Below are 14,601 nucleotides of genomic sequence, written 5' to 3'. Positions count from 1 at the left end.
TCTTTCTTAACATTCGTGAGAGCGATCGCTCACAAACCCCCAAACCTTAATCCTCCGTTGATGATTCTCAATAAAATAAGGGTTTTATCAAGAAGAATAAGGTACATTTTGTCAAGAGTAGGGAAATTTTCAATCGTTGAAACCGTTGCCACATAAATGTTTCAAGATTGTTAAGAAAAATGTGGGTAATGAATAGCCTTGTAAGGGGAGGGGATTGGATTTGATTGTTTCGGTTCCCCATTCCCCATTCCTCATTCCCCATTCCCCATTCCCCATTCCCCATTCCCCATTCCCTGTTCCCTGTTCCCTGTTCCCTGTTCCCTAAGATAAAAATTACCTGTTTAATACTTTCCAAACATCCTCTTAAATAGTTCAAACCAAACCTTGCTACTCTATCAGGGTGTTCGGCCAGAAGAATATTATACTTATCGTCTTTTAGAAGCTTTGACAACTGTTTGCGGTTGTCATTTAACCCACTGCCGATTTCTTTAACAACTTTATATATTGTGTACCCCCTAGCTGTAGCATATTGGGTTAACCTTTCAGCTTGTCTTTCTAAGTTGTCTTTTGAACCATTATCAGAAACACGGCAGTAGATAGCTACAACTTTGTTAGAGGATGTTTGATAAGTTTTATAAGGTGATTTTAGACACTTCTTGATCCCCCCTAACCCCCCTTCTCAAGGGGGGAACTAGAGTCAAAGTCCCCAATCTTGGAAATAGCGCGATCGCTAAATATTTTTTATCCCCTTCTCAAGGGGGGAACTAGAGTCAAAGTCCCCCTTCTCAAGGGGGATTTAGGGGGATCTAAAAATATTTGATACACCATGAGGGACTTTTCAAACACCCTCTTAGGGTTTTGGTTAGTTTCAGGTAGATTAATAATTATGGTTCCTGTAGGTTGTTGATAACCTGTGATTACGCCGGATTTGTACCAACGCCACGCAGTTCTATAACTTATCCCTACCTTTTTTGCATAATCAGATAGTTTCATTCATTTAATGATCGTACATTCATAATTATATTATACTACAAATGTACATAAATGACTATAAATTCATTAAATTATTGAAGACTTGTCTAGGATTTATATAGCAGGATAGTGCTGGGCTAAAAAATTTTCTGCATCGGCTGTGTCTTTAATCACTCCATCCACAGTAGCAGCAAGTAAATCATCTAATATTTGCCGATATTGCGGCCCGGGTTTGTAGCCTAATTTCTTTAAATCATTACCATTGAGTAGAGGCTGCACGTTCACTAAAACTTGCAAATAACCCCATATCTGCCGTCTGAGGGTTCGGTCTGTTTGCAAAGCGGTTAAAATCAGCATGGGTAAATCATACTGTCGCAGTAACTGCACTATTTGACTGGGACGCTGACAAGTTGGCAATAATTCCATCACCTGTGTTTGGGCTGTAGCTAAGTTTTGCAAGCGTTGAATACCATCTTCTGGTAGGTGCAGATTTGTGGCTACCTTGACTCGATATTGTGGTTCTAAATGGGCGATTAGGGCTTCTAGGCGCATCTCCCAGGGGATGAGGTGGTTTTGCGGGTCAAATCGTCTTAAACAGGCTTCTAACAATCGCAATTGCTGCACAAGTGATTTATCTAATTTCAGGGTAGGATGGATACATTGCAACGCCCCTAATTCATTGAGTAGTTGTAAGGCTGATTTACCATAGGGGGCTTGGAGAATATATTTTAACTCGGCTTTGAGTCGAGTCTGTAGGGCTGGGGTTTTGATGTTGGTTTGGGCTGTGCGATCGTAAACCCCACTGTTAATGGCATACTTGATAAAGTCTTTTGTTTGGGCTTCTATTTCAAATCCAAAGCGGACAGCAAACCGTACACCGCGATAAATGCGCGTAGGGTCTTCAATAAAGCTGTTGGGGTGTAATACCCGAATTTGCTTGGCTTGTAAATCTATCAAACCACCGCAGAAATCCAGTAATTCCCCAGGACGAGGGGAGGTCAGCCGCACAACCAGGGCGTTAATGGTAAAGTCACGGCGATACAAGTCTTGACGAATGGAACTAGCTTCAACTTCCGGATTTGCAGCTGGGTAAGGATAAAATTCTGTTCTAGCTGTGGCGATGTCCATCCACAATGAGTTTAGTTCTGGGTCTTTGTGCCACAATAAGGCCGCGGTCTGAAAAGCACCATGAATTTCTAGCCGCGCCCCTGAGTAAATTTTCTGTAGTGCTTTGGCTAGTTCTACACCAGCGCCAACATCTGCTGCTTGGTGAAAGCCATCAACTACAAGGTCTATATCTGTAATCATTAATGTCCCTGCGGCTGATTCTGCTAACAGTAAGTCTCGCACCGCACCACCTACTAAGTAAAGATGCCAACCGCGTTTTTCCGCTGCTTGGGATGCTACGCTGAGTAATTCCCACAGCTGCGGCGCTAGGCGATTTTGTAATTCTGTATTCAAGTTAGTTTTGAAGGAATTGGTGATGGGGAATTTATTTTCCGCTTCGGCTTGATGTAATTCCCTCAGTACGTTGGTACGGGTGACAATTCCCACTAATTGCCCGTTTTCTAATACTGGTAAGCGTCCAATATCATAGGTTACCATTTGGGCTTGAATTTCTGGCAGGATGGTGTCTGGTGTGATGCTTTTAACTTTAGTTGTCATGTAGGCTTTGACTGGTGCATGACTAAATCCGTGGTGTAGGGCAATATCTATATCCCGTCGTGAGATAATTCCCACGAGTTTTCCTTGGGTATCAACTACAGATAAACCAGAATGTCCATAACGTAATAAAATTCTTTGTGCTTGGGAAATTGTGGTTTCCGGTCTAATTGTCCGGACTGGGGAAGACATTAAGTCTCTGGCTGTGGGAGGATGGGGAATTGAGGTTTTGATGCCTTCTAGGAGTTGTTGTAATATTTCTTGTGTATTTCCTTGGCGCAGACTTAGGGATGCGGCTTGAGAATGTCCACCACCGCCGAATATGTGAAATAGGAGATTGAGATTTACGCCGGGAATTTGCGACCTACCAATGATTGTTAAACGCAAGTCGCCTTCTTTGTGGGTATATTCGTTTGCCAGTAGTAAGGCATCTATTTGGGTTAATTCTACAAGCTCTGAAGCTAAACTTGATAGTCCTGGTACAAAATTATCTGTTTTTATGGTCACCCAGGCGATTTTATATCCTAGTAAATCAAAATACTCTAAGTTTTCCAGGGCTTCAGTTAATAGCTGTTGTAGTTGAGGCGATAACCCAGGGTCAAGATAAGTTGAAATTACTGATGCTCTGGCTCCTTGTTGCATTAACCAAGCTAAAGCTAAAGCATCTCTGGGTGTGGCACTTTCAAATGTTAATGAGCCAGTATCTACATGAATACCTAAAGCCATGACTGTGGCTTGGACTGGTGTAAGGGCAATTTCTTGTTTTTGCAACTCTTCCACAATTAAGGTCGTACAGGCTCCCACTGGTTCAATGTGGGATTGTGTGGCCGGAATAGTTAGCTGTTGACTGAGGTGATGATCATAAACTATGATTTCTTCTATGTTGGATAATTCTAACCATTCGGCGGCTTTACCCAGGCGATCGCGATGTTGTGTGTCAACGACTCTCAAAGAACGAATTTCTTCGGGAATGACTGAACGTCTCTCCATGATGGGATACTCGTCCCGGTGCAATGCTAAAAAATCTCTCACGGGGGGATGTGCGCCACCGCTAAGTACAATCTTGCTCCCAGGCAATAAACAGCTCAAACCTACCGCAGCTGCCAAGGCATCGAAATCAGCCGTGGTGTGACAAAGAATTAAGTCCATAGTCCTGTGTGGGAAATATTCATTGGCGGTGAGGGATTGCTCACGACCAACTAGAATTTAGTTCCTAATGAGTATGGTGACGCAATTTCTGCTAGCTTAACATATGAGTAAAAACTGTTGGGTCACCCTTTAGGATATTGTATCTTTAGTATTCCGCTGTTTTGGGAGAAGCAAAAATGACTATAATATTTCAATTCGCTCTGATATCTTTAGTTCTCACATCTTTTGTGTTAGTAATTGGGGTTCCTGTGGCCTATGCTACTCCGCAAAGTTGGGTAGAATCAAAAAAACTGCTCTGGGTTGGTTCCGGAGTCTGGTTTGCTTTGGTGATTTTAGTGGGTATATTAAACTTTTTTGTAGTTTAAGCGATCGCTGAGGTCTATTTCGCCAAAATAGCATAGCGCCGGAGCAGAAGAGCCAAGAACAAGATTTTCCTGTTATCTTGTTCTATTTACATAACTGTGCTCTCCTGCTCTTGAGCATTGAAAGAAGAAATGTATATTGGCCAGAGTATAGTTGATTAAGAGGCAGTCATGGCAGTTTTTGAGGGAACTTTTGCTCCACCAGCCGAACCGTTACATTTAGCAGTGGTTGTGGCTCGATTCAACGACCTTGTTACCGGGAAGCTGTTAGAGGGTTGTCAAGATTGCTTGAAACGCCACGGTGTAGACCCGGACCCCTATGGTAGTCAGGTAGACTATGTTTGGGTTCCGGGAAGTTTTGAAGTACCTCTAGTAGCACGCCAGCTCGCTCTTTCCCATCGTTATGATGCGGTAATTTGTCTAGGTGCTGTGATTAGGGGACAAACGCCTCATTTTGATTATGTATCTGCTGAAGTTTCTAAGGGGATTGCAGCCGCTAGCTTCCAAACTGGTGTGCCGGTAATTTTTGGCATTTTGACGGTGGATACCATGCAGCAAGCTTTAGAGCGGGCGGGTATTAAAGGCAATCATGGTTGGGATTATGCCATGAACGCTCTGGAAATGGCTAACCTGATGCGACAATTGCGGTCTAGTCTCACAGAGTTATCCCCCCAGAATGGCCAGTCTTTACCAGGATCTTTTTCTAGTCCAAGTTTGGGCAGTTTAGCCGCAGAGTCAAAAGAAGTAGGCTGAGACTGGTTCTGAGTGGCTCCGCTCCTCTCCTTGTCCAGGAGAGGGAAAACTGGCAAAATTGGGGGTTGACAAATAAAAATATATCTGAGAATATAGATAAAAGATGGAGATTGCGGGTATAGCTCAGTGGTAGAGCGTCACCTTGCCAAGGTGAATGTCGCGCGTTCGAATCGCGTTACCCGCTTGTAAAAAGTAAAAACTCTAAGTTAATATATATACTAAGAGCATTTACATTGAGTTAGAGAGTTTGGGGTGTAGTCAACTTGTATTTTATGGGTGTACTACACATGATATAGTCTCGCTATTGGAATGGCAGCATGATCTACCATCTGCTGGGCATTTATATAGGGGAACCAAACCCCAAACTATTTAGGGAAGGTATTCTCTTCACAACAAGAAACACACGCTCAAGTTATTAGAACGCTTGTGCCATCTCAAAAACCCGAAAAAATTGACTTGAATGGGGAATATATCTGTCCGTGCCGTCGCAAAGGACAGTTAGTTCCAATTACACTTACAGAAGCATTTGGTTGCGATCGCTGTCAACAAATCTTTGTAGTGCAAGATAATGGACATATCCTAGAACAACTTCCAACTAGCTATCCCTACCAGCGAGCCTGGTACTGGACGGGAAATAGTTGGCGTGTTGTGCCTACTCAGATGAGACAAAGCTATCTACCTATAGCATTAGGGATTATTTTCGTGCTAGTGATTATATGGTTACCATTAGCACTGCAATTGGCAAATAGTTCTAGAATTATTGCTTGGGCAATAGTAGCTGTACTGTTGGCTATTCTGCCAGCACTGATGGTCTGGCTTACTTACAGACGTTAATTCAATGACTGTTGAAGTTTTGGATGATTACCCTGAACCTATTAATAGCGCTAAACGCGCTTATCAAGCTTCCCTTAACTTAGGGTATACCAAGGGATTAGACCGCAGTCGGGCTGTGTTGGCAATGGCTCAGGCGCTAGCAAATTCCTTTGACGACATTTTAGAAGCCAACACTTTGGATTTAGAAGCCAGCAAAGAAATGGCTGTACCAGAGTTGATTTTAGATTGGCTAAAGCTGACTCCCACTAGGTTAGAAGCAGCAGTAGAAATTATGCAAAGGTTAGGAGAAATTTCCGACCCCTTACGGCGAGTCAGAACTGCTAACTATCAACTAGAAGATTCTCAAAGTTACACTCAGTTAATGCCTTTGGGAGTGATTGGATTTATTTATGAGGCTTTTCCTGATTTAGGGGCGATCGCCGCCGGTTTATGTATCAAAACTGGTAATAGTATTATACTCAAAGGCAGTACAGAGGCGAGTCATTCCAACCAGGCCATAGCCAATGTCTTGCAAAGCGCCATTGAGGAAGTTGGTTTACCCTCTGGTTGTGTGGAACTGATTAAGGCAGAACACGGTGCTTCCATGCGAGATTTAGTCACCCAAGACAAATATGTGAACTTAGTCATACCCTACGGACGTTTTAGCTTAGTCCAGCAGGTAATGCGGCAGTCAACTTGTCCAGTGTTAAAGTCAGCAATGGGTAACTGTTACCTTTACTGGTCTGTGAATAGCAGCTTAGAGATGGTACGCTGGATGATTATAGATAGCCACGAAAGCGAACCAGACCCAGTAAACGCCATAGAAAAAGTATTAATTCATCGCCAGGCTTTGCCATCATCTTTAGCAGTTCTGTGGAACAGCTTGCAAGAAAAAGGCTTTCAAATTAAAGGAGATGAAGAACTGGTAGCAGAGTTTCCCCACCTACAACCGGTCAAAGCAGGTGAATGGGGGAGCGCTTATTTAACAAAAACCGTATCATTTAAACTGGTAGACACTTTAGAAGATGCGATCGCTTGGATTAATCAATATAGTAGCGGACACGCTGACTGTATTGCCACGGAATCCTATCAAGAAAGTCGCCAGTTTGCCTTGGGGGTGAATAGCGCCTCCACCTACATCAACACTTCCCCCCGGTTTTCTCGTAACCCTTCCCGTGGAGATTCAGTATTTCTGGGTATGTCTAACCAAAAAGGACACCGCAGGGGGTTTGTTAGCCTAGAAACTTTAACTACTGCTAAACATATTATTCAGGGTAATGGGCGGTTTTAGAAGTGAACAGAGAAGTCAAGCTGTATTTTACCCCAGTTGTGGAGTTCCCTTAGTCACATTGAGAAACTGGTATCCACCAGTTAAACCCTGAGGTGGTGGGGGATTTGCGAAAACCTATTTAGCGGTAGATATTCATAAGCGGGGGCAGATAACCTTGGACTCACCACAAACGGCTTTCGACCGTTCCCTACCACGAATTGTTAGCTAGCTGTTGCTTCTACAAACTACATAGCCAACGAGAAATAGATGCAACTTGGTTCTCCTCATTTAAGTTGGCAGCATTACTGAGCGTCTGGCTTTCTAATTGCTTCCAAATTTCGGTAGCCATCCTTCTCTCAATCGCTGCCCCTACAAAAAATGTAAGTGGTAATAAATGACCAGCATCCGCGAATGATTGTCGTATACGATTGAGTGCCGCTTGTGCTGTTTTCCAATGCTCGTCAGCACCGGCTGGATCAATTCCACCCTTGAGTTCGCCCAATGCGATTGTGTAAGGCTCAAGTTGAACACGTTTAATTTTAATATTGTGAGATTTATTAGCGGGTAGTGCTTCTGGAGCAAGGTCGAACAAACAGATATCTACATTACTTTTAACCAAGGGAATATTTAGGTTATAGATAAGTGTACGCCTACCCAGATCACTCTCCCAACTGAGTCCGCGTAAAGATAATTCAATTTCTGCGTCATCGTTTGTCATCCCTATCCACTTTTTTGTTCTTGAATGCTGCCAGTGATATCTTTGACCTGCAATTGTAAGAGTTGAAAGAATAGTACGAGTTAGTTTTCTTTGTGCCAAAGCTCCACCAACATTACGCATCGAGCCTCCAAGCGTATCGCCACGAGTCAAGAGAAATCTAAACACTAATTCTTCTACAAAGTTTGCACCTGCTGGCTCCAGAAAGTTTTTGACTAAACCATTAATCGCATCAATTTTATCTTCTGGTGTCAAATAAGCAAGAGACTTATCAGACAATCCTGCCGCGGTCAATAATCCCATGTCGATACCATGAATGTGTAATAAGTCAGCAGGACTTTTAGCCAGATTTGCTGCTTCTTGAAGTGCCCTTGCTTCTGCAACATACGGGCTAGCCCGTCGATTCTTCTCAAGGGTAAGTGCTACAAAGCCCGCACGAGTTGCTTCATAGGTTGTGACAAGATCGTCACTAGACTGAAGATGATTATGATAAGCATTCATAGGAGCGGCTTACTGTTTTTTCCATACGTAAACACACTTTCTCAAGGGAGCACGCCCATGGTTTCCCATTTGCTGGCTACTGTTACCTTTATCGCTGGGTAAAACGAGAATATTTTCAACTATAAAACCTAGTTTCTCTGCAAAGTCAGATAGGATCATATCTACTGAAATACTTATACCAGAATAACGCACATTGTCATTGACCATAAACAATACTGCTCCGGGTTTGAGTACGCGAGAACATTCTTGTATGACGCAAGCCATTTCATCAAAGTAACCTCTAACCATCCTGGGTATCCCATTATTATTTAATACACCTTGAAGTTTCTGATTATCTAAATAGCCCAGAATAGCTTGCAATAGAGGTTGTGAATTTGCAGTCTCTAAAGCCAATCTCCAATTTGGATTCATAGCCAATAAATCTTTTGAGCGATTTTCGACTGTACAGCTTAACATTTCCTGTCGGAGATCAATTAGTCCCTTTTCAGAAATATCTAATAATGCAAGCTCCAATGCATAAGTACGAGTGTAGTCATATCGGTTGCAATAGGGTGGAGACGTAATAACAGCATCATAAATTGCATCAGGTAAAGTCGGTAGCAATTTCAGACAAGACCCTTTGTAAAGCTGGATTTTACCAGGCGATCTCTTAAACGAAAAAAGTTCTGTCTGATGTGTATGAGGTTTTAGGTCATTAATAATTTCTGCGATTTTATTAGCGATCGCATTATCAAAATCTAAGATTTCACCTTTATTGAAAGGCTTTTTACCTTGTCCACGACCGGAACGATAATCCCAACGAAGATACTGTCCATCTTTGCGAGTGTAGCTTATGGATTCTAAAACACAAAGCAAAGAAAAGAGCAAAACTTTTCGGACTCTTGGATTCTCCTGATAAAAAGCTCCGAGGTATTGCCCAATTGCTCTTTTGTTTTCTGTAGAATAAGCTCCTTTTGTAATCCTAAATTCTGGTAAACAGGACTCTTTATCATTCTGTTTCCATATTTGGGAACTTAACCAAGTTTTGAGACGTATAAGATCATCGGATATAAATTCGCTATCGAGAACCTTCTTGGTTTCAATAATCTGTTGACCAATGGGTAACAATTCAATCCCATCGGCATCCAGTCCCAAATCACTAACAGCAAACAAAGCGGTACCGCTACCTGCAAAAGGATCTAATATCTTGCCCTGATTAAGCCTGTATTTTTCCAGTAAAAGCTCAACAAGAGAAGCAGAGAACGCTTCTTTATACTTATACCATCGGTAAATAGGTCTTGTTTTATTAGCTTGAAAACTTACTAAAAGTCTAGTAAGTGCAGGCTGAACTAAAAACTTAGTTTGAAAATGATGCTGCAATTGTTTGTCAAGGTTATCAATTTTTCTAAGAGCACTATTTTGGACTTCAGGGGTGATGTCGGAGATGCTTGACAGACTTGTCACAAGTATTGTCCCCATAAAACACGCATATGGTTATTATATCAGTGTCTTTATATAGTCTGCTGACTCTGGGCTACATCCCATTTGCCCTAACAGATGTGTGGAGGACAATTGGCTACAAGATTTAAGAGGATGTTTTAAAAGGGGGGAGGGTTGGGAAAAAAGCTCACAAGGTATAAGCTGAGATTTGTAGATATCAGCACCTTGTGAGTAAACGAATAAAGTATATCCTAGCAACCTAACATGGGAACAGTATCGCCATGATTCCCATCATACTCAGACGACTGGCTTGATTATTGACTAACTTTGATTTTTAAAACATCTTCTTAAGTTTTGTCAACATTGTATGAACTTAGTCTAGATGAGGTGCAGTTCCCATGAGTTTTAACCAGCGATAATTAGAAGCCAATGCGGCAGTAAAATTTGGGCAAACATTGTATTTAACGCCAAAATCTTCACAAACATCAGCTAATATTTTAGATATTTGAGGATAATGAATATGGCAAATATTCGGAAATAAATGATGAACAACTTGATAGTTAAGACCACCAAGATACCAGGTTAAAAATTGATTATTGGGAGCGAAATCAACGGTAGTTCTTGTTTGAAATATTGCCCATTCATCCTCAATCTTTAAATCACCACTGGACTCAATAAAGTCTGCTGCTTCCATAACATGAGCCAGCATGAAAATTGTAATACTCACCAAGCCATAGGTCATATAAGTAATACAAAATCCTATAAGCGCCTGAATAGGTGTATATCCGATAGTAATTGGTATTCCCAAGAATAGCCCTAGCCAAATAAATTTCCCACTCACAAAAATCAACAGGTCTATTGGTTTAAGCTTAGGAATATCATAGGTGTGATATTTCCGGTTAACCGTAATGAAACCAATATCATGTATAGACCAATAAAAGGGTATGATAGTATATATCAACCAGATGAATATATGTTGAAACGAGTGATACCATTTATGCTCAACATAGACAGTCATCCTCACTAATCCACCACCATGTATTTCTACATCATGCCCTAATAAATTAGTGTATTTATGGTGGAGAAAATTATGTCTAAACTTCCACAAATAACTAGATAGACCAATGATATCATAAGTGATACCCAAGATATTATTGACAATTTTTTTGCGAGAGTAAGCACCGTGATTTGCATCATGTCCTACATTAAAAGCAACACCAGCAATTCCCAATCCTAAGAAAATACAGCTGATGACTTTTATCCATATTTGTGGTGGTCCGAAGAGAGTAAATACCCAAGCAGAGATTACCCAGGAAAAAAGGACTGCTGTTTTAATGTACATTGCAGGATTATCTCTAGTAGAAATATTCTGCGACTGAAAATAAGCATCAACCCGGCGATTGAGTTCTTTTCTAAAACCGTAGTTTTTGGTAAAAGTTACTTTTGGTTGTGTTTCTGTCATATATGTTCTTGCACTGGATTGTATTGTGGGAGAACTTGATTCTCCTGAGCTTCTCTTATCCACCGGGTGTGTGAGATCAAAAAAGCCCGCCAAAGCGGACTTTCTTGGTATGGTTGTGGATGATATTAGCCTAGTTTTGACTCTTAGAAGTATAGTAAACCTTGCTACCTGTATCCGGTACAAATTTACAGCTAACAGCAGAACGCCATAGAGACTTCCAAATAGGTTCCTCTGACTTGCGGAAATATTCACCCATCACTGGTTTAATCGCCTCAGTCGCCTTCAACAAATTGTAATGGGGAATGTTAAGGAATATGTGGTGAGCAACATGAGTACCAATATCATGATGAATGTGATTTACCCAACCGTAATCACGGTCAATACTAGAAATTGCGCCTTTGAGAAAAGTCCAATTTTCCCCACGGTACCAAGGAATATCTGGCTCAGTATGATGTAGAAATGTTACCAAATCTAACCAAATCACAAACACAATGTAGGGCATAGCGTAGTATTTTAGCAGCCACATCCAACCCCATTGATAGGTGAAGAAACCTAGTAAACCTACCATAGCAATCCACAGTATAGTACTAGTCAACACATCCGATTTTTCCGATGGCTTAAACAGGGGGCTGCTAGGTGAAAAGTGAGAACCTTCCTTACCTGGAGAACGCTTAAATAAATACACCGGATAAGCCAAAAGAAAGACATAATATCGCCCTATCTTTTGCAATAGTGGCATTTCCTTGTACTGGGATTCAGTCACAGGATACCAGCTTTCATCATTATCGATACTGCCAGTATTTTTGTGGTGAGTTCTGTGGCTAATTCTCCAACCATGATAAGGGACTAGTATTGGTGTGTGGGATAAGTGTCCAATCAAATCATTGAGCCATTTTTGCTTAGAAAAAGATTGGTGTCCGCAGTCATGTCCAACTACAAACAAAGCCCAAAACATTGTTCCTTGCATGAACCAGAAAACTGGCCAAAAATACCAAGAATCTAGATAATAAGCCACTGCATAAAGTAGGCTAATAATCAAGATGTCACGAAAAAAGTAAAATAGGGATTTAGTTACATTTGGCTGAAAGCATTCAGCCGGTATAGCAGCTTTCAAATCCTGAAGAGTAAAGGGAAGTTGGGTTTTTTCCTCAGACAATTTACAGTCATCAGAATTATTGAAAGCGATAGTATTTGATGGCACTTGATTCTTTTGTGGGATAGAAATCAGACTTTTTTGACATATTTTTGGGATTAGCTTTCACTAATACCCTATAAGGTAATCTCTGGTAATTCAACTCAGCTTAAAAGTAGATTAAGAATTACCAGAGCCTATTTAATTTACAGGATAATCAGCACTGTTGCAAGTATTGAGAATGCAATTTATGCCGGGTGGTATTTATTGTTGTTTTCCTGCGTAATACTCATTGAAGGTCTGATAGCCAATATCAGTTTGATACAGTTGACATTGGTCTGTGATTTGCTTCATTAAAGACCAAGAAAACTGACATTCATCATGTAGATAAGGCTGCCAATTTTTCTTAATGCTGCTATAGGCTAGACGCAAATTATAAGCAGGGATAGCAGTAGAAATGTGATGGGGAACGTGGACATTGATATCATGGCAGAGGATTTCTACCCAGCGGGGATAATCACAATGAATGGTACCAAATAGTTGTGCTAAAGCCTCATTCCACTTGTTAGCTGTTTCAAAAGAAACATCTGGGGCGGTGTGATGAACAATTGTGAAGGTACTCATCCAAAAATGGTAAACCATCCAGGGTAGTAGCCAAAATTTGACAAATCCCCAAATACCAGTTGTAGCAATCAAAAGAGGAAAAACGATGGCGGCAAACACAACTACTACAGCCACAGAAAGCTTAACACTTGATTGGTCTTTGGTTTTGAATTTCCGCCAATCAAAATGTACCACTGCCCAATGTCCAATGGAACCTACCCACCACAGACGCTGACGCATAAACCTTTCAAAGGCAAATTGCTTTAAGGGTGACCAATTGGTAAACACATGTGTTCTAATGGGATGCCAAGCATTATCCTCATCCAACTTGTTGGTATGAGCATGGTGATGATTATGCTTAATTCGCCAGCTGTGGAAGGGGTAAATTAACGGCATCATAAATAAATGCCCCACTAAATCATTTACCCACATACTTTTAGCAAAAGACCTGTGACCACAATCATGGCCGATGACAAAAAAACCTGTTAAAGCAGTACCGGTAAAAATCCAAGCTAGGGGTAAGAGAAACCAAGGACTGATGGTGAGCAGATAGTAGCCCAAGGCTACCATAGAAACACTGATGAGAACTTGTGTCCAAGCTTTGCGACTGTTTTTCTCAAAACATTCCCTGGGTAAGCTTTTGATAATATCTTGTAGCTTCAGCTTGGGTTCGCCAAGGTCGTCACCTAGTTTTTGGCTGTTGATTATTGATGTAGTCATGAATACCTGGAAAACAACAGACTTCCCTACCAATTCACCAAAAAGGTGGATGGATGTAAAGTTTCTTAACATTAGCGTCTTGGATTATAGCAATCTCAGCTACACAAGCGCACTATTTTTATTAGCTATAGGAGATAATTTTCCCGGTGGTGAATGGTTATTAGTTTTTCAGGGAAATTAGCTTTGACCCACTATTAACCAATCACCTGTAAATTACTGCCTTTTACCTGCCAACTTGACATTTGTAGCTAGACCGAGTAATTGCAGTAATTGAATAGTCATCCAAGTTAAATCGATTTCCCACCATTCCAGGCCGTGACGAGCAGAGTATTGATAGGCATGGTGGTTATTATGCCAGCCTTCACCGAATACTAGCACCGCCACCCACCAGCAGTTAGTGGAGCGATCGCCAGAATCATGACTACGATAACCAAATTTGTGAGTAGCGCTGTTCACCAACCAGGTGCAATGGTACACCCAGACAATGCGAACAAAGATACCCCAGACCACAAAAGGCCAGCCACCCAGATACATGAGTAATAAACCCAGTGCCACCTGAATCAAAATAAAATATTTCTGTAAAAACTGATAAACTGAGTCTTCGGCAATATCTTTGGTGAACCGAGGAACGTCAGCATGAGCAGGAGAGTGATAAATTAACCAACCCATATGACTCCACCAGAAGCCTTTATTGGAATCATGGGGGTCTGTTTCGGTATCAGAATGTAAATGATGAATGCGATGTGTACCTACCCATTCAATTGGACCTCCTTGACAGGCCAATGTCCCACAAAACACCAAGAAATATTCCAGCCATTTGGGAGTTTGAAAACTGCGGTGAGTTACCAGACGGTGAAAACCTAGAGTAATACCCAATCCACCGGTTATCCAGTAAAGTAATAAAGCGACACCAACGGCATTCCAGCTAAAGTTACTAGGAACCAAAGCAAATAAAGCGCCGATGTGCAGAGCAATGAAAAACAGGGTATTCACCCAGTTAATTTGAGGTTTAGTTGAAGTAGCAATTGTCATGCAATAACCCGAGTAGAAATTGTCTAGCCTAATCTG

General features: G+C 41.4%; 13 protein-coding genes and 1 tRNA gene. 5 read left to right on the top strand and 9 right to left on the bottom strand.

The window, feature by feature from the left end:
* Positions 1–67: 67 nt before the first annotated feature.
* From AC6IZ0_RS09505 to AC6IZ0_RS09495, 3 genes are all read right to left on the bottom strand, one after another.
* A complete protein-coding gene (locus tag AC6IZ0_RS09505) occupies positions 68–598 on the bottom strand; it encodes an IS607 family transposase (RefSeq protein WP_497726032.1) in 531 nt (176 codons plus the stop codon).
* Positions 599–741: 143 nt separating this feature from the next.
* The gene (locus tag AC6IZ0_RS09500; RefSeq protein WP_497723226.1) at positions 742–993 is read right to left on the bottom strand and encodes a hypothetical protein; all 252 of its coding nucleotides are present in this window, start codon (positions 991–993) and stop codon (positions 742–744) included.
* Between the two features lie 93 nt (positions 994–1,086).
* Positions 1,087–3,783: a CBS domain-containing protein gene (locus tag AC6IZ0_RS09495; protein WP_497725894.1), complete on the bottom strand. Its 2,697-nt coding sequence runs from the start codon at positions 3,781–3,783 to the stop codon at positions 1,087–1,089.
* 176 nt (positions 3,784–3,959) lie between these two features.
* Here AC6IZ0_RS09495 and psbZ point away from each other — a divergent pair, with 176 nt between their 5' ends.
* The 5 genes from psbZ (at position 3,960) to AC6IZ0_RS09470 (ending at position 7,002) form a co-directional block, all read left to right on the top strand.
* Positions 3,960–4,148: a photosystem II reaction center protein PsbZ gene (gene psbZ / locus AC6IZ0_RS09490; RefSeq protein ID WP_271733212.1), complete on the top strand. Its 189-nt coding sequence runs from the start codon at positions 3,960–3,962 to the stop codon at positions 4,146–4,148.
* A 168-nt stretch (positions 4,149–4,316) separates the two neighbouring features.
* The gene (ribH, locus tag AC6IZ0_RS09485) at positions 4,317–4,898 is read left to right on the top strand and encodes a 6,7-dimethyl-8-ribityllumazine synthase (RefSeq protein WP_271733213.1); all 582 of its coding nucleotides are present in this window, start codon (positions 4,317–4,319) and stop codon (positions 4,896–4,898) included.
* 112 nt (positions 4,899–5,010) lie between these two features.
* Positions 5,011–5,082: transfer RNA gene (locus tag AC6IZ0_RS09480), tRNA-Gly, on the top strand.
* A gap of 242 nt (positions 5,083–5,324) precedes the next feature.
* Entirely contained in the window at positions 5,325–5,732 is a 408-nt protein-coding gene (locus AC6IZ0_RS09475; protein WP_271733214.1) for a hypothetical protein, read from the top strand.
* Between the two features lie 4 nt (positions 5,733–5,736).
* Positions 5,737–7,002, top strand: coding sequence for a glutamate-5-semialdehyde dehydrogenase (locus AC6IZ0_RS09470; protein WP_497725893.1), 1,266 nt, complete (start codon positions 5,737–5,739; stop codon positions 7,000–7,002).
* Between the two features lie 217 nt (positions 7,003–7,219).
* Here AC6IZ0_RS09470 and AC6IZ0_RS09465 read toward each other — a convergent pair whose 3' ends face one another.
* The 6 genes from AC6IZ0_RS09465 to AC6IZ0_RS09440 all read right to left on the bottom strand — a co-directional run bounded on the left by AC6IZ0_RS09465 (position 7,220) and on the right by AC6IZ0_RS09440 (position 14,565).
* Entirely contained in the window at positions 7,220–8,197 is a 978-nt protein-coding gene (locus AC6IZ0_RS09465) for a type II restriction endonuclease (RefSeq protein ID WP_497725892.1), read from the bottom strand.
* Between the two features lie 9 nt (positions 8,198–8,206).
* Entirely contained in the window at positions 8,207–9,655 is a 1,449-nt protein-coding gene (locus AC6IZ0_RS09460) for a site-specific DNA-methyltransferase (RefSeq protein WP_497725891.1), read from the bottom strand.
* A gap of 334 nt (positions 9,656–9,989) precedes the next feature.
* Positions 9,990–11,078, bottom strand: a complete 1,089-nt coding sequence (locus tag AC6IZ0_RS09455) for a fatty acid desaturase family protein (protein WP_271733218.1) — start codon at positions 11,076–11,078, stop codon at positions 9,990–9,992.
* A gap of 130 nt (positions 11,079–11,208) precedes the next feature.
* Positions 11,209–12,279, bottom strand: a complete 1,071-nt coding sequence (locus tag AC6IZ0_RS09450) for a fatty acid desaturase (protein ID WP_271733220.1) — start codon at positions 12,277–12,279, stop codon at positions 11,209–11,211.
* A gap of 195 nt (positions 12,280–12,474) precedes the next feature.
* Positions 12,475–13,533 (bottom strand): fatty acid desaturase, encoded by a 1,059-nt coding sequence (locus tag AC6IZ0_RS09445; protein ID WP_497725890.1) that lies wholly within the window; start codon positions 13,531–13,533, stop codon positions 12,475–12,477.
* Between the two features lie 213 nt (positions 13,534–13,746).
* Positions 13,747–14,565: an acyl-CoA desaturase gene (locus AC6IZ0_RS09440; RefSeq protein WP_271733222.1), complete on the bottom strand. Its 819-nt coding sequence runs from the start codon at positions 14,563–14,565 to the stop codon at positions 13,747–13,749.
* Positions 14,566–14,601: the final 36 nt, after the last annotated feature.

This window comes from Anabaenopsis sp. NIES-4685, from assembly GCF_059725405.1.
Note: the sequence above shows the minus strand (reverse complement) of the source record. Positions and strands in the feature narration are given on the sequence as shown.